The 19,443-nt window shown below is 70.9% G+C and carries 16 protein-coding genes; 10 read left to right on the top strand and 6 right to left on the bottom strand.

What is annotated here, in order from left to right:
- The first annotated feature begins 59 nt into the window (after positions 1-59).
- The 6 genes from RH861_RS04145 to RH861_RS04170 all read left to right on the top strand — a co-directional run bounded on the left by RH861_RS04145 (position 60) and on the right by RH861_RS04170 (position 7,811).
- Complete coding sequence (locus tag RH861_RS04145) at positions 60-2,123, top strand: beta-galactosidase (protein ID WP_310519876.1); 2,064 nt, start codon at positions 60-62, stop codon at positions 2,121-2,123.
- Between the two features lie 10 nt (positions 2,124-2,133).
- On the top strand, positions 2,134-3,561 hold the full coding sequence (gene gcvPA / locus RH861_RS04150; protein WP_310519877.1) for an aminomethyl-transferring glycine dehydrogenase subunit GcvPA: 1,428 nt from the start codon (positions 2,134-2,136) through the stop codon (positions 3,559-3,561).
- Positions 3,558-5,132, top strand: coding sequence for an aminomethyl-transferring glycine dehydrogenase subunit GcvPB (gene gcvPB, locus RH861_RS04155; RefSeq protein WP_310519878.1), 1,575 nt, complete (start codon positions 3,558-3,560; stop codon positions 5,130-5,132). The genes gcvPA and gcvPB overlap by 4 nt, the downstream gene beginning before the upstream one ends.
- A gap of 1 nt (position 5,133) precedes the next feature.
- Complete coding sequence (locus tag RH861_RS04160) at positions 5,134-6,273, top strand: ATP-NAD kinase family protein (protein ID WP_310519879.1); 1,140 nt, start codon at positions 5,134-5,136, stop codon at positions 6,271-6,273.
- The gene (locus RH861_RS04165) at positions 6,263-7,021 is read left to right on the top strand and encodes an SDR family NAD(P)-dependent oxidoreductase (protein WP_310519880.1); all 759 of its coding nucleotides are present in this window, start codon (positions 6,263-6,265) and stop codon (positions 7,019-7,021) included. The genes RH861_RS04160 and RH861_RS04165 overlap by 11 nt, the downstream gene beginning before the upstream one ends.
- A 355-nt stretch (positions 7,022-7,376) precedes the next feature.
- Positions 7,377-7,811 carry a DUF488 domain-containing protein gene (locus RH861_RS04170; RefSeq protein ID WP_310519881.1) on the top strand — a complete coding sequence of 145 codons (435 nt, stop codon included), beginning with the start codon at positions 7,377-7,379 and terminating at the stop codon, positions 7,809-7,811.
- A gap of 172 nt (positions 7,812-7,983) precedes the next feature.
- Here RH861_RS04170 and arr read toward each other — a convergent pair whose 3' ends face one another.
- Positions 7,984-8,391 (bottom strand): NAD(+)--rifampin ADP-ribosyltransferase, encoded by a 408-nt coding sequence (arr, locus tag RH861_RS04175; protein ID WP_310519882.1) that lies wholly within the window; start codon positions 8,389-8,391, stop codon positions 7,984-7,986.
- A gap of 23 nt (positions 8,392-8,414) precedes the next feature.
- Positions 8,415-9,326: an Lrp/AsnC family transcriptional regulator gene (locus tag RH861_RS04180; protein WP_310519883.1), complete on the bottom strand. Its 912-nt coding sequence runs from the start codon at positions 9,324-9,326 to the stop codon at positions 8,415-8,417.
- Positions 9,327-9,598: 272 nt separating this feature from the next.
- On the opposite strand from RH861_RS04180, the gene RH861_RS04185 reads away from it, so the two are divergent.
- The 4 genes from RH861_RS04185 (at position 9,599) to RH861_RS04200 (ending at position 15,511) form a co-directional block, all read left to right on the top strand.
- On the top strand, positions 9,599-10,921 hold the full coding sequence (locus RH861_RS04185; protein WP_310519884.1) for an MFS transporter: 1,323 nt from the start codon (positions 9,599-9,601) through the stop codon (positions 10,919-10,921).
- Complete coding sequence (locus tag RH861_RS04190) at positions 10,918-12,588, top strand: amidohydrolase (RefSeq protein WP_310519885.1); 1,671 nt, start codon at positions 10,918-10,920, stop codon at positions 12,586-12,588. Before RH861_RS04185 ends, RH861_RS04190 begins: the two co-directional genes overlap by 4 nt.
- A 20-nt stretch (positions 12,589-12,608) precedes the next feature.
- Complete coding sequence (locus tag RH861_RS04195; protein WP_374760957.1) at positions 12,609-14,219, top strand: thiamine pyrophosphate-binding protein; 1,611 nt, start codon at positions 12,609-12,611, stop codon at positions 14,217-14,219.
- Between the two features lie 104 nt (positions 14,220-14,323).
- Positions 14,324-15,511: a hypothetical protein gene (locus RH861_RS04200; protein ID WP_310519887.1), complete on the top strand. Its 1,188-nt coding sequence runs from the start codon at positions 14,324-14,326 to the stop codon at positions 15,509-15,511.
- Between the two features lie 69 nt (positions 15,512-15,580).
- On the opposite strand, the gene RH861_RS04205 is transcribed toward RH861_RS04200, so the two are convergent.
- The 4 genes from RH861_RS04205 to RH861_RS04220 form a co-directional block, all read right to left on the bottom strand.
- Positions 15,581-16,603 (bottom strand): LLM class flavin-dependent oxidoreductase, encoded by a 1,023-nt coding sequence (locus tag RH861_RS04205; protein ID WP_310519888.1) that lies wholly within the window; start codon positions 16,601-16,603, stop codon positions 15,581-15,583.
- Positions 16,604-16,695: 92 nt separating this feature from the next.
- Positions 16,696-17,505, bottom strand: coding sequence for an amino acid ABC transporter ATP-binding protein (locus RH861_RS04210; protein ID WP_310519889.1), 810 nt, complete (start codon positions 17,503-17,505; stop codon positions 16,696-16,698).
- Positions 17,502-18,494, bottom strand: coding sequence for an amino acid ABC transporter permease (locus RH861_RS04215; protein WP_310519890.1), 993 nt, complete (start codon positions 18,492-18,494; stop codon positions 17,502-17,504). Before RH861_RS04215 ends, RH861_RS04210 begins: the two co-directional genes overlap by 4 nt.
- Positions 18,491-19,435 (bottom strand): ABC transporter substrate-binding protein, encoded by a 945-nt coding sequence (locus tag RH861_RS04220; protein ID WP_310519891.1) that lies wholly within the window; start codon positions 19,433-19,435, stop codon positions 18,491-18,493. Before RH861_RS04220 ends, RH861_RS04215 begins: the two co-directional genes overlap by 4 nt.
- Between the last annotated feature and the right edge of the window lie 8 nt (positions 19,436-19,443).

Consider the following 19,443-nt stretch of genomic DNA (forward strand, 5'->3'; position numbering starts at 1 on the left):
TGTATACAGAATACAGTGCGCAGAACGACCTGTACAGACATCCGACCGAGAGGAGCCGCGTGACCGACGCGACGCCGCGCCGCATCCGCCTCGATGCCCTCGCCTTCGGCGGCGACTACAACCCGGACCAGTGGCCCGAAGCGGTCTGGCACGAGGACGTGCGCCTCATGCGGGAGGCCGGCGTGAACCTCGTGAGCCTGCCCGTGTTCTCATGGCCGCAGCTCGAGACCGCGCCCGGCGTCTACGAATGGGCGTGGCTCGACCGCGTCATCGACGTCCTCTGGGCCGGCGGCATCCGCATCGACCTTGCGACCGCGACGGCCACCCCGCCTGCATGGCTGGTGCGGGCCCACCCCGAGATGCTGCCGTGGGATGCCGACGGCCGACGCCTCGAATTCGGCTCGCGCCAGGCGTACTGCCCGAGCTCGCCCGTCTGGCGCGAGCACGTGGCGCGCATGGCACGCGCGATGGCGGAGCGGTACGGGCAGCACCCCGCGGTCGTGCTCTGGCACGTCTCGAACGAGTACGGCGACCACATCGCGCGGTGCTGGTGTCCAGAATCGGCTGCGCACTTCCGGCGCTGGCTCGAGGACCGGTACGGGGACCTCGACGGCCTCAACGAGGCATGGGGCGCGAACGTGTGGGGCCAGCGGTACACCGCCTGGGAGCAGGTCGAACCGCCTCGCCGCGCGACCGGGCCGATCAACCCGACCCAGCTGCTCGACTTCGAGCGCTTCGGTTCCGATGCCCTGCTCGAGCTGTTCCGCATCGAGGTCGACGTGCTCCGCGAGGTCACGCCCGAGCTGCCGGTCACGACGAACTTCATGAGCCTGTTCCGCGAGCTCGACTACTGGCGCTTCGCCGAGCACGAGGACCTCGTCACCGATGACGCGTACCCCGACCCCGCCGACCCGCGGGCCCACGTGCCCGCCGCCCTGAACTACGGCCTGATGCGCTCGCTGAAGGGCGGACAGCCGTGGCTGCTGCTCGAGCAGGCGGCGAGCGCCGTGAGCTGGCGCGACGTCAACGTGCCCAAGGCGCCCGGTCGGATGCGCATCGACAGCCTGCAGGCCGTCGCGCACGGTTCCGACGGCGCCATGTTCTTCCAGTGGCGGCAGGCCCGGTACGGCCAGGAGAAGTTCCACTCGGCGATGCTCGGGCACCGCGGCGAGTCGTCCCGCACCTTCCGCGAGACGGCTGCGCTGGGCCGCGAGCTCCAACGGCTCGCGGCGGTCCGCGGCGCGCGCGTCCGCAGCCGTGTGGCGCTCGTCGTCGACTGGGACTCCTGGTGGGCCACCAGCGCGACCGAATCGCTCCCGTCCCAGCGCCTGGGCTGGCTGCAGCAGGCCCGCGACTGGCACGCCGCCCTGCACGCGCTCGGCCACGCCGTGGACACCGTGCGGGCGACCGGTCCGTTCGATCGATACGACCTCGTCGTCGTGCCGAACCTCTACGTGACGGATGCCGCGCAGGCCGCCGCGCTCGAGGCCTACGTCGCGGCGGGCGGAACGCTGGCCGTCGGCCCGTTCTCCGGTGTCGTCGACCCGACCGAGAAGGTCCACCCGGGTGGCGCGCCGGGCCCCCTCCGCGACCTGCTCGGCGTCGAAGTCGACGAGCCCTGGCCCGTCCCCGACGGGTCGGCCGAGCAGATCGAGCTCGGGGGAGCGCGATACGACGCGCCCGTCTGGACCGAGTGGATCGAGGCGCGGGACGACACGTCCGTCGTCGCCGCCTTCGCGACCGGAGTGCTCGACGGGCGGCCGGCGATCACGCGCCGCCAACACGGGTCGGGCACCGCCTGGTACCTCGGGGCCGTGACGGCGCCGGACGGGCTCGTCGCCCTCATGCGGCGGGTCCTGGCCGACGCCGGCCTGCCGGCCCGGAAGCGCACCGACCCCGACCTCGAGACCGTCACGCGGGCCGACGAGCACACCGATTACACCTTCGTGCTGAACCACGGCGCCCGTGCGGTCACGGTCGACGCACCGGACGGCGCGACCGACCTGCTGGGTGACGGGCCCGTCCGACCGCAGCTCGTCGTCCCGCCCCTCGGCGTCGCCGTTCTCGCGACACCGCGCGGCGCCGAACCCCCCTTCATCACCCTGTCCGACACCACCGAGTGAGGCACCACCAATGAGCGAACCCTTCGTGCATCCGTATATCCCCAACACCGCACCCGACGTGCGGGCCGAGATGCTCGCCGCCGTCGGCGCGGCATCCGTCGAGGACTTCTACGCCGACGTGCCCGCCGAGCTGCGTCTGGGCCGCCCGCTCGACCTGCCGGAGCCGCTCGTCGCCGAGCAGGACCTCGCCCGGCACGTCTCGGGGCTGCTCGCGAAGAACGTGCCGACGACCGAGCGGCTGAGCTTCCTCGGGCAGGGCACGTACCACCACCACGTGCCCGCCGTCGTCGACGAGGTCATCGGCCGCAGCGAGTTCCTCACCGCGTACGCGGGCGAGCCGTACGAGGACCACGGCCGGTTCCAGGCGTTGTGGCAGTACCAGTCGCTGATGGGCGAGCTGCTCGCGATGGACGTCGTGAACGTGCCCACCTACGACGGCTTCCAGGCCACGGCGACCGGACTGTCGATGGCCGGGCGCATCACCGGCCGCCGCCGCGTGCTCGTTGCGAGCGACGTGCTCCCCGCGAAGCTCTCGAAGGTGCGCGACTACGTGCGGGTGCACCTCGACCTCGAGTTCGTCCCCCCGGTCGGCGGCACGGCGGATGTCTCGGCCGTCGCCGCGCGGCTGGGCGACGACGTCGCGGCGGTCTGGGTCGAGACGCCGAGCCGCACCGGGGCCGTCGAGCACCGGATCCAGGCGCTCGCCGACGCCGCGCATGCTGTCGGGGCCATCCTGGTCGTCGGCACCGACCCCGTCGGCTACGGGATCCTCACGCCGCCCGCCGAGCAGGGCGCCGACATCGTCTGCGGCGACATCCAGTCGCTCGGGCTCCACCAGTGGTACGGCGGCGCGCACGGCGGCTTCATCGCCGTGCACGACGACCCGCGCTTCGTCATGGAGATGCCCTCGCGCCTGTTCGGGCTCGCCACGACCGACGTGCCGGGCGAGATCGGGTTCGGTGACGTGGCCTACGACCGCACCTCGTTCGCCCTCCGCGAGGAGGGGAAGGAGTGGGTCGGCACCGCCGCCGCGCTCTGGGGCATCGCCGCGGGCGTGCACCTCGCCCTGATGGGCCCGCAGGGCATGCGCGACCTCGGCGAGGTCCTCCTCGCCCGCACCGCCTACGCCCAGCGGGCGCTCGGCGCGATCCCCGGCATCCGTCTCACCGACCGCGCCGTGCATCTGCGCGAGTTCGCGCTCGACGTGTCGGGTGCGGGGCTCACCGCCGCGGGCGTCGTCGACGCACTGCGTGGAGAGGGCATCGAGCCGGGCGTCCCGGCCGGTGAGCACGAGCTCGTCGTGTGCGTCACCGAGATGACCTCGCAGCGGGACATCGACCGCCTGGCCGCGGCCGTCACGGGTCTCGTCGCGGCGTCGGCCGCCGAGGCCGCATCCACGATCGACCCCATCGCAGCACACGAGGAGCACCGCGCATGAGCCTGCCCATCGCCGCCAAGCCCGCCCATCGCCGATTCCACCAGGCGCGCTGGGACGAACCGCTCATCTTCGAGCTCTCCACGCCCGGGGAGCGAGGGGTGCTCGTCACGCCTCTCGAACCGGGTGTCCGCGACACCGTCGGCGACGTCGCCGCCGCCCTTCCCGACGGCCTCGTCCGGACGGCGCCGCCGGCCCTCCCCGAGATGGGCCAGATGCGCGTGCTCAAGCACTACCTGCGCCTGTCGCAGGAGAACCTCGGCGCCGACTTCAACGTCGACGTGGGGCAGGGCACGTGCACGATGAAGTACGCGCCGAAGGTGAACGAGCAGCTGATCGCGACCCCGAAGCTCTCGGCGATGCATCCGCTGCAGGACCCGGCCGATGCCCAGGGCGCGCTCGAGGTCATCTGGCGGACCGAGCGGATGCTCGCCGAGATCTCCGGCATGGACGAGGTCTCGCTGCACACCCAGGGCGGCTCGGCCGCGATCTGGGCGAACATCGCGATGATCCGCGCCTACCACGAGGCGAACGGCGAGGGCGAGCAGCGTCGCGAGGTCATCACGACCATGTTCAGCCACCCCTCCAACGCCGCCGCCGCCAAGGCGGCCGGATACGAGGTGATCACCCTCCACCCGGACCCCGACGGCTACCCGGACCTCGAGGCCCTCAAGCGGGCGCTCTCGCCGCGGACCGCCGCGATCATGGTCACCAACCCCGAGGACACGGGCATCTACAACCCGGCGATCAAGGAATGGGTCGACGCCGCCCACGCCGTCGGCGCGCTCGCCTCCTATGACCAGGCCAACGCCAACGGCATCCTCGGCATCACCAGGGCTCGCGACGCCGGCTTCGACGTGTGCCACTTCAACGTGCACAAGACCTTCGGAACCCCGCACGGTTCCGGTGGGCCCGGCACGGGCGCGAACGGAGTGAGTGCCGCGCTGGCGCCCTTCCTCCCCGGTCCGCGCGTCGTGCGCGAGGGCGACACGTATGGCGTCCGCGAGGCCGGGCCGCTGTCGATCGGCTCCATCGGGCCGTTCCACGGGGTCGTGCCGAACATCGTCCGCGCGTACGCGTGGATGATGGCGCTCGGTGCCGAGGGGCTGCGCGCCGTCGCCGAGACGGCCGTGTTGAACAACAACTACCTGATGAAGCGGATCCTCGAGATCCCCGGAGCGTCGGCGCCGTACGCGACCGGGCGTCGCCGCATCGAGCAGGTGCGCTACTCGTGGCAGGAGCTGTTCGAGGAGACCGGCATCAGCTCGGAGGAGATCGGCGTCCGCGCCAGCGACTTCGGCATGCACTACTGGACGAGCCACCACCCCTACGTCGTGCCGCAGCCGTTCACGCTCGAGCCCACCGAGTCGTACTCGAAGGCCGAGCTCGACGAGTACGCCGACGTGCTCGCCGAGGTGGCCCGCGAGGCCCGCGAGACCCCGGAAATTGTGCGCACGGCGCCGCATCGGCAGACGGTGCACCACACGCACCACGACGACCTCGACGACCCCGAGCGGTGGGCCATCACCTGGCGGGCGTACCGTCGGAAGTACCCGCAGGCCGCCGGGGTGTGAGGTGATCGGTCTCATCGTGAACCCGGTCGCGGGCGTCGGGGGACCCGCCGGGCTCGCGGGCAGCGACGGTACCGAGGTGCAGCGCCGAGCCGGCGAGCGGGGCGCACGCCCGCGGGCCGCCGAGCGTGCCAGTGCGGCGCTCGCCGTCGTGGCATCCGCGCGACCCGATGAGCGGATCGTGACGGCGGCCGGCCCGATGGGAGCTGACGCGGTCCGCGCCGCCGGACTCGAGCCCATCGTGGTGTGGCATCCGCGGTCGCCGACGTCTCCGTCGGACACCACGGCGGCCGTTCGTGCGCTCGCTGACGTGGGCGTCGAGCTGGTGCTCTTCGCGGGCGGGGACGGCACCGCACGGGATGTCGCGGCGGGCCTCCCCTCCGGGGCGGTCGCGCTCGGCATCCCCGCGGGCGTCAAGATGTACTCGCCGGTCTTCGCGGTCGGCCCGAGCGCCGCCGGAGCGCTCGCCGCCGCCTGGGTCGAGGAACGCGGGCTCCCGACCGTGGAGCGCGAGGTGCTCGACGTCGACGAGGCGCAACTGCGCCGGGCGCGCGTCGAGCCCAGACTCTACGCCACGCTCCGGGTACCGTTCCGGCCCGGGCGCACCCAGGCGCGCAAGGCGGCGACCCCGGCCGATGAGCGGGCGGCGGTGCGCCTCGCCGCACGGGGGGCGGTCGCTCGCATGCGCCCCGGGGTGAGATACCTGCTCGGCCCGGGCGGCACGATGGCCGAGGTCGCGCGCGAACTGGGTGTCGAGAAGACGCCGCTCGGCGTCGACGTCGTGCTCGACGGCCGGGTCGTCGTCGCGGGCGCCTCCGAGCGGGACCTGCTCGACCAGGTCGCCGGCGGGCCCGCCCAGGCCATCGTCTCGATCATCGGCGGGCAGGGCTTCCTGCTCGGCCGCGGCAACCAGCAGCTCTCGGCGCGCGTGCTCGACGCGATGGGCGACGACCCCGTGGTCGCGGTCGCGCCCGAGCAGAAGCTCATCGACCTCGAGGGGCGTCCGCTCCTCGTCGACACCGGCGACACCCGGGTGGACGCGCGGCTCGCCGGGTTCGTGCGGGTCGTCACCGGCCCGTCCACCACCAGCATCTACCCAGTCCATGCAACAGAGAACGAAGGAGCAGCCGACCATGCGGCTTGAGCACAAGAAGGCGATCGTCACCGGAGGGGCGGGCGGCATCGGCCGCGCCACCGCAATGGCCCTCGCCGCCGAGGGCGCCGAGGTCGCCGTCGTCGACCTGAACGGCGAGGCCGCCGACGCGGTCGTCGCCGAGATTCGCGACGCGGGCTTCCGGGCGATCGGCGTCCAGGCGGATGTCTCGAGCGAGGCCGACATCGAACGCGTCGTGGCCACCACGGTGGCCGAGTTCGGCGGGGTTGATGTCGTCTTCAACAACGCGGGCATCATCCGACGCACGACCGCCGTAGAGACGAGCGCCGAGGAGTGGGACCGCGTCTTCGGCGTCAACGTCCGGTCGATCTTCCTCATGTGCAAGCACGTCGTGCCGATCATGGCGGCCGCGGGCGGCGGCTCCATCATCAACACCGGCTCGGGATGGGGCCTGAAGGGCGGCGGCCGAGCCATCTCGTACTGCGCCTCCAAGGGCGCGGTCGTCAACATGACCCGAGCGCTCGCCATCGACCACGGTCCGCAGGGCATCCGCGTCAACTCCGTGAACCCCGGCGACGTGAACACGGGCATGCTCCGGGATGAGGCGCAGCAGCTCGGCGAGGACACGGCGGCGTTCCTCGCGGAGGCCGCCGACCGACCGCTGCGACGCATGGGCGAGCCGCGGGAGATCGCCGCGGCGGTGGTCTGGCTCGCGAGCGACGAATCGAGCTACGTCACGGGCTCGGCACTCGTCGTGGACGGCGGGGGGATCGCATAGCCGGATTCCGACTTGCGGTGCATCGCGGGCTCGCGTCACGCGCCGGCAGCCGGCTCCCGCCCCTGCGGTTCGCGGGAGGTGAACCGTCGGTGGCGTGACGTTGCCGTGCGACCTCGAATCGGCTCGTGCAGGTCACCCGCGGCGGCGCAAGCGGGCGCACCCGGTCGAGCAGCGCGAGTAGTTTGAGCTTGATCCGCGGGTCCGGTCATGAAGGATCTCGCGGCTGAAGGAGGTCGCTGACCGTGCCGAACGTTCTCACGCTCGAAGCCTCTCCGTTGCCGATCGACCCGTTCGGCCTTGCTCGGCGCCTTCAGGGACAGCAGATCGCCGCCGCCACGCCCGAAAGTGTCGCCCCGTGAAGCTGTTCACGATCGGGTTCACGAAGAAGTCCGCGGCTGAGTTCTTCGGACTGCTTCGTCACAGTGGCGCGACGACGCTCGTCGACACCCGCCTGAACAACGTCTCGCAACTCGCCGGCTTCACGAAGCGCGACGACCTGCAGTTCTTCGCGCGGGAGTTGTGCGACATGTCCTACCGACACGAGCTGCGCTTGGCGCCGAGTGACGAGCTCTTGGCCGCGTACAAGAAGGGCAAGTTGTCCTGGGAGACGTACGCGGGCGCGTACCTCGAGGTCATCCGTGGGCGTCACGTCGAAACCTCGCTCCGCCCCGAGGACTTCGATAACGCTGTTCTGCTCTGCTCGGAGCCCACGCCGGATCACTGCCACCGCAGACTGGCCGCCGAGTATCTTGCGGCCGGTTGGGGCGATATCGAGGTCATCCACCTCTGATCACACCTGATCACCTCGGGAGGCGTGACGCCGGCCTTGCCGTGGCGATCACGTGGAGGCGTTCGACCTCGATACGGGAGTCGACGGAAAGGCGAGGTGCTGCCATCCGACCCTGCCGTGCCATGCCCTGCGGGCCGGCGCCCGGTCCAGGGGGGGCGGGAAGCCGACGGCGTCAGTTGATGATCTCGCCCCGCTCGGCGTTGATCGCGGCGATCCGGTCCCGCCACGCCTGCAGTTGCTCGGGGGTCAGCCGCACCCAGTCGTCGACCTCGCCCACGACCCGGAGCGGCGCGCTGCTGCGGTACGAGCGGGTGGGGTTGCCGGGGAACTTCTTGTCGGTCACGTTCGGGTCGTCCTCGAACGGCCCGGTCGGCTCGACGAGGTAGACCCGCGGCGGGGCGTCTCCGGCCGCGAGTTCCGCCGCGAGGCCGGCGCCGTCGCGCGTCGCGGTGAAGTAGATGTGGTTCATCACGATCTCGGGCCGGTAGTTCGACTGGAACCCCGGCGTGAGCAGGTCGCCGAGCTGCAGGTCGGCCTTCGTGCCGTGGTAGAACGGCCCGTCATCCAGCGGCTGGGTCACGGCGACAGCCTAGGCTGCCGCGCTCACGCCTGCCCAGCGGTGATCACCTCGGCCGCGCGCAGCGTCCGGGTGTAGTCCTCCTTCAGCACCGCGAGGTGGAACCACGCCTCGGTGTGGCTCACGCCCGGAAGGGCGCGGATCCGCTCGAGCGCCTCGTACAGCGCACCGGGGGAGGGCTCGACGAGGGTCATCACGAGGTCGAACCTGCCGAGCGTGCGGGCTGCGAAGTCGATGCCGCGCCATCCGCGGATCGCCTCGATCACCGCGTCGTCGTCGCCGGACAGGTTCAGCCCGACGCCGAGGGAGAGCTGCCGCTGCACCAGCCCGCGCGCCTCGACCGCGCTGATCTTGATGACGCCGCCCGAGATGAGCCGCTCGACGCGCGTCGCGACCGCGGACGGCGAGAGCCGCACCGCCTCGCCCAGCGCGCGGAAGCTCGCGCGGCCGTCACGCTGCAGGTGCTCGATGAGCTCCGCGTCGATCCCGTCGATCCTGACGCCGCCGCGGTACTCGGAGACGAAGAAGCCCTTGATCACCTTCGAGTAGATCAGGGTGTTGATGTCGACGACGCCGGGCAGCGCGCGGATCTCGGCGAGCAGGGCGTGGAGGGCCGGCATGGTGCCGAGCCGGATCTCGGTGACGAGGTCGTGGACGCCGCCCACCGCGGAGACGAGCACGGTCTCGGTGACGCCGCGGAGGTGCTCCGCGACCGGCTCGGTCGCGCCATCCGTTCGGATGGACACGTGCGCGAGGACGTTCTGGCCGAGGAACGCGGGGTCGACCGCCGCCATGACGCGAACCGTGCCATCCCGCACCATCGCCCGAAGGCGCGACGAGACGGCGGCCCGCGAATGGCCGAGTCGCAACGCCAGGTCGTGGATGCTTGCGCGGCCGTCGTCCTGCAGCGCGCGGATGAGGTCGGCGTCGAAGTTCACCGCCGTTCGCCCGATTCGCCGAGATTCCTTCGAACGCGCAAGCCCCGTGACATATCACCAGCGTACGCGGGCGCAAAGTCAGCACCAAGTGCCGAAATGCACCATCACCCGTGCAGAAATTCAGCGGATGCTGCTCTCCGCTGGAGTTCCGTGGTTGCCGCCCTCCGGCCTGAGCCATAACCTTCACGCGTCGCCGGCTCTTCGGCGGTGCATCCCCGAACGGCGTCCAGGTCTCGCTGGGCCCAGGAGCATCCATCCGCAAAGGAGCGGTCATGACCACATCGCACAGATCGGCCAGGCGAGCCGGGTTCGCGGCATTCGTCGGCACCACCATCGAGTGGTACGACTTCTACGTCTACGCCACCGCGGCGGCGCTCGTCTTCGGCCCACTGTTCTTCCCGAGCGGCGACCCGCTCGCCGAGACCGCAGCCGCGTTCGCGACGTTCGCCGTCGCCTTCGTCGTGCGGCCGTTCGGTGGCATCCTGTTCGGCCACATCGGCGACAAGCTCGGCCGCCGGCTCTCGCTGGTGCTCACGCTCCTGCTCATGGGCATCGCCACCGTCCTGGTCGGCCTGCTGCCGACGTACGAGACGATCGGCCTCGCCGCACCCATCCTCCTGATCTTCCTCCGCGCCCTGCAGGGCCTCGCGGTCGGCGGCGAGTGGGGCGGCGCGGTGCTCATGAGCGTCGAGCACGCGCCCGAGAAGTCGAAGACCTTCTACGGCGGCTTCACCCAGCTCGGCAACCCGGCGGGTGCCCTGCTCGCGTCGGGTGTGTTCGCGATCATGACCCGCTTCGGCGACGACTTCATCATCAACGGCGGATGGCGCATCCCCTTCCTGCTCTCGATCGTGCTCATCGGCGTGGGCCTCTGGGTCCGCTACCGCGTCGAGGAGACGCCGGTCTTCGAGCAGAAGGTCGGAGGACGCAAGCAGTCGATGCCGCTCGCGTTCGCGCTGCGGAACAACTGGAAGCCGATCCTGCTCGGCATCGGCCTGCTGCCGATCTCGACCGGCGGCTACTACCTCGCCACCACGTTCGCCACCGCCTACGCGACCGGTGAGCCCATCTCGATCAGCGAGCAGGTCATCCTCGACGCGATGACGATCGCCTCGTTCGTCGAGTTCGTGGTGACGCTCCCGATCGCGTGGCTCGGCGACAAGTGGGGCCGCAAGAACATCATGTACATCGGCCTGGTCACCTCGGTGTTGACGTTCATCCCGTTCATGCTGGTGCTGCCGGGCCGGATCGAGCCGCTCATCTTCCTGCTGGCCTCGCTCGTGCGCATCGCGATGAGCGCGACCTACGCGCCCATCGCCGCGATCCTCGCCCAGATGTTCCGCCCGCAGGCGCGCTACACCTCCATCGCGCTGTCGTACGGCGTCGGTGCCGCGATCTGGGCCGGCTTCTCGCCGTGGTTCGCCACGATGCTCATCGCCTGGACGGGCAGCATCTGGTCGGTCATCGCCATGTTCGCCGGCATGGCCATCCTCGCCGGCATCTGCACGAAGCTCGCCCCGCAGCACTCCGACGAGGCTCCGGTCACGGCATCGTTCGAGGCCCGCACCGACACGACGGCGAACCGCACGGCATGAGGAAGCTCACCGCCTTCGACCGGCCGGCCCAGGCCGCGCCGCGCATCGTGACCGCCCGCGCCATCCACACCGTCGACCGGGCGTCCTCCACGGCGACGGCGATGCTCCTCGACCGCGGCCGCATCCTCGCGATCGGCTCCGCGGCCGACTGCGAGGCCGCGGCCGAGGCCGCGAGGCTGGCGCCCGAGCGCACCGACCTCGGCGACGCGGTCGTCGTCCCCGGATTCATCGACCCGCACGCGCATCCGCTGATGTACGGGCAGATGATGACGTGGGTCGACTGCGGGCCGGCGAAGGCGGCGAGCATCCCCGAGATCATCGCGCTGCTGAAGGCCGCGGCGGCCGAGCTGCCCGAGGGGCGGCCGGTGCGCGGCTACGGCTACGAGCACCGCAACCTCGTCGAGCAGCGCCATCCGACCCGCTTCGAACTCGACGAAGTGGCGACCGACCGCCAGGTCTACCTCATGAACGCGTCGGGGCACGGAGGCGTCGTGAACTCGCACACGCTCGAGATCAACGGCGTCGACCGCGACACCCCGAACCCCGACGGCGGCGAGTTCTTCCGCGACGCCGACGGCGAGCTCACGGGCGAGTTGTCGGATGCCGCGTGCAACATCCTGACCGGGGTGCACGGCGTCAAGATCGGCCACCACGGGCCGAACTTCCACCTCGCCGACGAGCCGGACGAGCACCTGCGGCAATTGGATGTCGCGACCCAGCGCTTCCTCGCGGGCGGGGTCACGACGATCGGCGACGCGCAGGTGTCCCGGCGCGAGTTCGACATGTACCTGCGGCTGGCGGAGGCCGGACGGCTCGAACTGCGGGTCTCGATGTACCTGCTCTCGCACCTGCTCGACGACGCGCTCGACATGGGGCTCGTCGGCCAGTTCGGCAACGCCCACTTGAGCTTCGCGGGCATCAAGCTCTACGCCGACGGCACCCTCGGCGGCTGGACCGCGTACTTTCCGGACGGCTACGTCGGCGATCCGTGTCGCACGGGGCAGCTGTACCACGAGCCCGCCGCGTACGCCGAGCTGATCCGCAAGGCGCACGTCGCCGGCCTGCAGACCGCGACGCACGCCCAGTCGCCGACCGCGATCGAGATGGTCGTCTCGGCGATCGAGGCCGCGCTCGTCGAGCGACCCGACGACGATGCGCGGCACCGCATCGAGCACTGCGGGCTGCCGAGCCCGGGGCAGATCGAGCGGATGGCGAAGGCCGGCATCCGCCCGGTGAACCAGCCGCAGCACTACTACAACTGGGGCGAGGGCGTCGAGGACGCCATCGGCACCCCGGGCGAGCGGTTCAACCCGCTCGGGGAGTTCGCCGCGGCCGGCGTGCCGATCACCATCTCGTCGGACGCGCCGGTCGCCGACCCGATCCCGCTCGAGGCGATCCAGACCGCGGTCACCCGGGTCACGCGGCGCGGGCATCAGCTCGGATCCGACGACCTGCGGATCTCGGCGGAGGCGGCGCTGCGCGCGCATACGTACGAGGGTGCGGTGTCGCTCGGGCGCGAGGACGACCTCGGTTCGCTCGAGGTCGGCAAGTACGCGGACTTCGCCGTCCTCGCCGACGATCCGCTCGCGGTCGATCCCGAGCGGATCGCCGGGATCAGCGTGCTCGAGACCTGGGTCGGCGGGGAGCCGCGCCACCGCGCGGCCTGACGAAGGGGATGATCATGACGATGACGCAGACGCCGGTCGACCTCGCCGCCCCGTATGCCGACACCGCCGGCCGGGCCGTGCTCGAGACCATCCGCGCCTACGGGGTGACAACGATCTTCGGCATCCCGGGCACCCACAACCTCGAGCTGTACCGTCCGCTCGCCGACCTCGGCATCCGCGCGGTGACCAGCCGGCATGAACAGGGAGCCGGTTACGGCGCCGACGGCTGGGCGCAGCAGACGGGGCTGCCGGGCGTCGTCATCACGACGTCGGGGCCCGGACTGCAGAACGCGATGAGCGCCATCGGCACCGCGTTCTGCGAATCGCGACCCCTGATCGTGCTCTCGCCGGGCGTCGCGCTCGGCGAGGAGTTCCGCGACGTCGGGACGCTGCACGAGACGAAGGACGCCTCGGCCATGGTCGCGGCCATCGCGGAATGGTCGCGTCGGGTGACGTCGGCCGCCGAGGCCGTCGACGCGGTCCACGACGCATTCGAGCTGTTCCGCACCGGCCGGCCGCGCCCCGTGCACATCGAGATCCCGCTGGACGTGCTGGAGTCGCCGGCCGAGGTGCCGGCGGCTGCACGGATGGCACGTCCCGCGCCGCCGTCGGACCGCGGTGAGGCGGAGCTGATCCGGCAGGCGGCCGACCTGCTCGCCTCCGCGGCGTCGCCGGTGATCATCGCCGGTGGTGGCGCGACCAGCGCGACCGCCGAGGTCACCGCGCTCGCCGAACGGCTCCACGCGCCGGTCCTGACCACGCTCAACGGCAAGGGAACCGTCGATGAGCGCCATCCGCTCGCACTGGGCTCGAACCTGCGGCTCGCAGCGGCTCGCGCCGTCGCCGAGGAGGCCGACGTGCTCGTCGTGCTCGGTTCGAAGCTCGGGGAAGCCGAGTTGTGGGCGCCGTCGCTCCGAGCCGGCGGCCGGGTCATCCGGATCGACCGCTCGGCGGCGCAACTCGACAAGAACCTCGAGGCGACCGTCGGGATCGTGGGGGACTGCGCTGCCGTGACCGCCGAGCTCACCGCCGCGCTGCCGGTCTCGGACCGGCGGTCACCGGAGCTCTCGACGGCTCGTCGGGCGATCGCGGACGAGATCCGCTCGACCGCGCCCGACACCGTCGCGCTCGCCGAGCAGATCGCGGAGGCCCTGCCCGACGACGTCATCGTGGCCGGCGACTCGTCACAGATCATCTACCTGGCGCTCGCGAACGTGCTCGAATGCTCGAGCCCGCACTCGCTGCTCTACACGCCGACGTACGCGACGCTCGGCTACGGCCTTCCCGCGGCGATCGGCGCGAAGGTCGCGCAGGCCGACCGGCCCGTGGTGGCCGTGCTCGGCGACGGCGCACTGATGTTCGCCGTCAACGAGCTCGCCACCGCCGTGGAGCAGCGCCTGGACGTGACGATCGTCTGCGTCGACAACGGCGGGTATGCCGAGATCCGGCAGAACGAGGTGGACCGCGGCATCCGACCGATCGGGGTCGAGCTGGTGCAGCCCGACTGGGCGGCGCTCGCCGACGCCTTCGGAGCGACGGGCCGATCGGTTTCCGACCGTGCGGAGCTCGGCAGCGCCATCCGCTCGGCCATCGCGGACGGAGGAGTGCAGCTGGTGCACATTCGCCAGTAGGCCCGGTGGCACGCTCGGGGCCCGCCCGGCTCAGCCCGCGCTAGCGCCAGCCCAGCGCCGGCGCGACATGCGTGGTGGGCCTGGTCGCCGCCTAGGATGAGGCGGTGTCTCGCTTGCTGCTGGTGCTGTGCCTCGGGTTCGGCCTCAGCGCTCTGCTCTGCGGGATCCAATACGTCCTCATCCGCGCGGGCCGATTCCCGAGGAACCCCTACTTCGGATTCCCGGGCTACTCCAGCGATGCCCATGATGATTGGGCGCGAGGCCGGGCCCACGAAGCCGCCAAGCCATGGATCGGCCGCGCCGGCATCCTGGCTGCGCTCGCAGCGACCATTGCCGGCGTCGGCTTGGCGGTCGGCGCGGGGAACGATCCTTGGGATCTCTACGGTGTCGCGACCGTCATCAGCGGCGTCATCGCGGTCGGGGTCTACGGTCACGGGATGAACGTTGCTGCTCGGGGTCTCGCCGAAGAGGAGTCCGCCGCCGGGTCCGACCGCGCTGAACGAGATCGGGTCGGCGCATCGATTGCGAGTTCGGCCGAGAACGACCTGTGGGTTGCCGGACCGGTGACGTTCGAGAGCGACCGAGGCTTCAGCGAGGAGCTCGCGGCGGACCGGATCACGCGCGCTCGCGAGCTGCTCGAGCACGGACGGCAGAGAGCGGCGCTGGACTTGCTCAAGCCTGCTGCGGCTGCCGAGCGATTCCCGTTCCGGCAACGACGCGCACTCGCGGAGCTCTACCGCGAGCTCGGCTATCACGACCAAGCCGGGCGATGGGGCATCGTCCTCGACGGCTGGACGACCGACCTGGAGCAGGACCGGCTCGCGCGCCTGCTCGCCGGTCGAGATCCCTCTCCGCGCTCCGTACGCGAGTTCCTCAGCATTCCTCCGGGAACTGCCACCCTCGCTCTCGACGCCCTGGTGAGGGACCGCGTGCCGAGTTACCGGGAGCGGTTCGAGGCGAAGGTCGCACGTCAGCGAGAACTGTCGCCACCCTTGTCGGCGCCTGCTGAACGCGCCGGTGAGATCGGATTCCGTCTCGGTGTAGCCGCGGCGCTCGCGGCACTCATCGGCATGGCGGTCGTGTTCGTCATCGCGTTGCTCGGTGGCGAAACGCACGCAGTCGCCGGCGTGACGGCATGGATCGTGCTGCTGCTCTCCGGCGTCGCGTTCAACTCGTTCGGAGTATCGGCGCTCCTCGAGCGCCGGGTTCGCGCTGGAATCGCGTACGTCGGAGTGGGCTTGGTGCTGATCGGCGCCGTCGTGGCCGGATTTGCGCTGTTCTCCACGACCTGAGCGCACCGCCGCATCCGTCGCACCCGCAGGTGCCACATCCGCATCCGTTGTCGACCGACCCAGCTTTGGCTAGCGCCAGCCCAGCGCCGGCGCGACGTGCCTCAGGATCGACTCGAGCACGTGCGCGTTGTAGTCGACGCCCAGCTGGTTGGGCACGGTGAGCAGGAGGGTGTCGGCGGCGGTGATCGCCTCGTCTTCGCGCAGCTGCTCGATGAGGACGTCGGGTTCGGCGGCGTAGCTGCGGCCGAAGACGGCGCGGTAGTCGTCGATCACGCCGAACTGGTCCGAGCGGTCGCCACCACCGATGAAGTACTTCCGGTCCAGGTCGTTCGTGATCGCGAAGATCGACCGGCTCACCGAGACTCGCGGCTCGCGCTCGTGCCCCGCCTCGGCCCACGCGGCCCGGAACGCCTCGATCTGCTTGCGCTGCTGCACATGGAAGGGCTCGCCCGACTCGTCCTCCTTGAGCGTCGAGCTCATGAGGTTCATGCCCTGCTCGGCCGCCCACACGGCGGTCGAGTCCGAGCCGGCACCCCACCAGATGCGGTCGCGGAGGCCCGGCGACTGCGGCTGGATGCCGAGCGGCCCCGGGTGCGGGTTGGGGAACATGGGGCGGGGGTTCGGCTCGGCGAACCGCGCCCCGTCGATAACCTTCAGGAACACCAGCGTGTTGTCGCGGGCGACATCCGCCATCGTCCTGCCCTCGGGTGCTTCGTAGCCGAAGTAGCGGTAGCCGTCGATCACCTGCTCGGGTGACCCGCGCGAGACGCCGAGCTGCAGGCGCCCGCCCGCGATGAGGTCGGCGGCACCGGCATCCTCGGCCATGTAGAGCGGGTTCTCGTAGCGCATGTCGATCACGCCCGTGCCGAGCTCGATGCGACTCGTCTTGGCGCCCGCCGCTGCGAGGAGCGGGAACGGGCTGGCGAGCTGGTTCGCGTAGTGATGCACCCGGAAGTAGGCGCCATCGGCACCGACCTCCTCGGCTGCGACCGCGAGGTCGATCGACTGCAGCAGCACGTCCGACGCCGATCGCGTCTGCGAGCCGGGCGAGTTCGACCAGTGGCCGAACGAGAGGAAACCGATGCGCTTCATACAGGATTCCAACGCCGGGCGCGGCGGGGCATTCCGGGGGCGGCAGCAGTCGACCGGTGCTCCGATGGTCGAATCGGAGCACCGGCCCGCGGTCAGCGCACGCTCTCGAGGAAGTTCCGCGTCCGCTGGCGCTGCGGGGTGTCGATCACCGCGGCGGCCGTGCCCGACTCGACCACCACACCGCCGTCCATGAAGACGACCTGATCGGCGACGCCCCGGGCGAAGCCGATCTCGTGCGTCACGACGATCATGGTCATGCCGTCATCGGCGAGTTCGCGCATGACGTCGAGCACGTCGCCGACGAGCTCGGGGTCGAGCGCCGAGGTCGGCTCGTCGAAGAGCATGAGCTTCGGGCTCATCGCGAGCGCCCGGGCGATCGCGACGCGTTGCTGCTGACCGCCGGAGAGCTGTGACGGGTAGTGCCCGGCGAAGTCGGCGAGGCCGACCCGGTCGAGGAGCTCGCGGGCGCGGGCCTTCGCCGTGGCGCTCGGGATCCTGGCGATGCCGACGGGCGCCTCGGTGATGTTCTCGAGCGCGGTCATGTGCGGGAACAGGTTGAACCGCTGGAACACCATGCCGATCCCGCGGCGCTGGCGCGCGATCTGCCGCGGCGTCATCTCGTGCGTGGCGTGACCCGCCTGACGGTAGCCGATGAGCTCGCCGTCGACGATGATGCGGCCGCCGTCGATCGTCTCGAGGTGGTTGATGCACCGGAGGAGGGTCGATTTCCCTGAGCCGGACGGCCCGAGCAGTACGGTCACGGTGCCCTCGGGCACCTCGAGCGAGATGTCGCGGAGCACCTGGTGGGCGCCGAAGCTCTTGCGCACGCGTCGGATCTCGACGAGCGGTCCCGTCGGAGTGCGGGCGGCGCCGGCGGTGTGTGCGGTGTCGGTGGTGCTCATACGACTCGGACCTCCTTGGTCTCGGGAGCGGGGTCCGGCCCGGGTCGGCGCGCGTCGATCGCGCGGCGCAGCCGCGCGATCGGCGTCGGTGGAAGCGAACGGCTCGATCCTCGGCCGTAGCGTCGCTCGAGGTAGTACTGCGGGATCGACAGGACGCTCGTGAGGAACAGGTACCAGAGGCTCGCGACGATGAGCAGCTCGACCTGCTTGAGGTTCTGCGACGAGATGACGGTGGCCTGCGTGTAGAGCTCGAGCACCGCGATGACCGACAGCAGCGACGTGTTCTTCAGCATGGAGATGGTCTCGTTGCCCATGGGCGGGATGATCACACGCATCGCCTGGGGCAGCAGCACGCGACGGAAGGTGTACAGCGGCGACATCCCGAGCGACGCGGCCGCCTCGCGCTGCCCCTCGTCGACGGAGAGCATGCCCGCTCGCACGATCTCGGAGGAGTACGCCGCCTGGTTGAGCGTGAGCGCGAGCAGGCCCGCGGTGAACGCGCTGATGAGCGCATTCGTGTCGGCCTGCCAGAACGCGATGTCCGTGAACGGGATGCCGATGGTGAGGCTCTCGTACAGCAGGCCGAGGTACCCCCACAGCACGATCTGCACGAGCAGCGGCGTGCCGCGGAAGACCCAGACGTAGCACCAGGCGACCGAGACGAGGACCGGGTTCGACGAGAGCCGCATGCCGGCGACCACGATCGCGAGGAACGTCGAGACGACCATCGCGATGAAGGTGATCAGCAGGGTCAGGCCCACTCCGTCGAGGATGCGCGGATCGAAGACGAACGCGCCGATGGCCTGGAAGTCGATGTTCGGGTTGGTCAGCACGGATGCCGCGAACGACACGACGAGCACCAGGACCAGCGCGCCGCCGACGACCCGCCAGGGCCGGCGCAGCGGGATGGCGACGACATCGTCCTCGGTCGCGTCGAATGCCGGCGGCGCCGCGGAGGCCCGCGCGTCCGCCCCACGGGTGGCCGTCATGACGCCGCCCCCTGGTTCACCTCGGCCGACTCGACGGCGTACGCGCCGATGTTGTTGCGCTCGAGCACCTGCTGGTAGGTCCCCTCGTCGATCAGCGCCTGCAGGGTCGCCCGGATCGCCTCGGTGAGCTCCGCGTCGGCCTTGAGGATGCCGATGCCGCTGTACACGGGCGAGAAGCCGGCCGGGTTCTCCGGATCGCGCACCACATCGAAGACCGAGCCGTCGCCCGTCGTTGCCGCGGCGTACTCCGCGACCACGGCGTCCGCGACGTACGCATCGCTCTTTCCGGCACGCAGCGCGGTCTGCGCGTCGAGGTCCGACGGCAGTTCGGTCACCCGGACGGGGTCGGACCCGCAGTCCATCGCCCGGAGCAGGTCGCCCTGCACGGTCGCCTTCTGCACCGACACGGTCGTGCCGCAGAGGTCGGACTGCGTGACGATGCCACCGGGGTTCCCCGCCGCGACGAGGATGGCGAAGCCGCCGTAGGTGTAGTCGACGAAGTTCAGCGTCTCCTGGCGTTCGGGAGTGTCGTTCATGCCGCTCATGATGAGGTCGTTCTTCCCGGCCTGCAGCGACGGGATGACGGAGTCGAACGCCTGCTTGTTGATGGAGACGTCGATGTCGAGCTTCTGCCCGATGAGGCGCGCGAGCTCGGGGTCGAACCCGATCTCGCGGTTGGTCTCGTCGTACATCGCCATGGGCGGGAACGGGATGTCGACGGCGATGTCGAGGCGACCCTTCTCGGCGATCGCCTCGGGCAGCAGCGCGGTCAGCTCGGGGTCCGCGGTCGTCGAGATCTCGTCGCCCTTCGGGAGGTCGGGCCCGCCGCCGGCGCCGCCGGCAGCTCCGGCGGAGGCGGTCAGCCCGGAGCATCCGGTGAGCACGAGGGCGGCGACGGCGGCGGTGGCGCCGATCGCGGGAATGAGGCGGCGGGTGATCATGGTGACTC

Source organism: Agromyces indicus, from assembly GCF_031432295.1.
GTDB classification, from domain to species: domain Bacteria; phylum Actinomycetota; class Actinomycetes; order Actinomycetales; family Microbacteriaceae; genus Agromyces; species Agromyces indicus.

What these genes read in the sequence shown, in the direction of transcription:
- gcvPB (WP_310519878.1), top strand. Translation starts at nt 3,558, where the DNA reads ATGAGCCTGCCCATCGCCGCCAAGCCCGCCCATCGCCGATTCCACCAG.
- RH861_RS04220 (WP_310519891.1), bottom strand. Translation starts at nt 19,435, where the DNA reads ATGATCACCCGCCGCCTCATTCCCGCGATCGGCGCCACCGCCGCCGTC.
- RH861_RS04210 (WP_310519889.1), bottom strand. Translation starts at nt 17,505, where the DNA reads ATGAGCACCACCGACACCGCACACACCGCCGGCGCCGCCCGCACTCCG.
- RH861_RS04215 (WP_310519890.1), bottom strand. Translation starts at nt 18,494, where the DNA reads ATGACGGCCACCCGTGGGGCGGACGCGCGGGCCTCCGCGGCGCCGCCG.
- RH861_RS04190 (WP_310519885.1), top strand. Translation starts at nt 10,918, where the DNA reads ATGAGGAAGCTCACCGCCTTCGACCGGCCGGCCCAGGCCGCGCCGCGC.
- RH861_RS04205 (WP_310519888.1), bottom strand. Translation starts at nt 16,603, where the DNA reads ATGAAGCGCATCGGTTTCCTCTCGTTCGGCCACTGGTCGAACTCGCCC.
- gcvPA (WP_310519877.1), top strand. Translation starts at nt 2,134, where the DNA reads ATGAGCGAACCCTTCGTGCATCCGTATATCCCCAACACCGCACCCGAC.
- RH861_RS04165 (WP_310519880.1), top strand. Translation starts at nt 6,263, where the DNA reads ATGCGGCTTGAGCACAAGAAGGCGATCGTCACCGGAGGGGCGGGCGGC.
- RH861_RS04185 (WP_310519884.1), top strand. Translation starts at nt 9,599, where the DNA reads ATGACCACATCGCACAGATCGGCCAGGCGAGCCGGGTTCGCGGCATTC.
- RH861_RS04195 (WP_374760957.1), top strand. Translation starts at nt 12,609, where the DNA reads ATGACGCAGACGCCGGTCGACCTCGCCGCCCCGTATGCCGACACCGCC.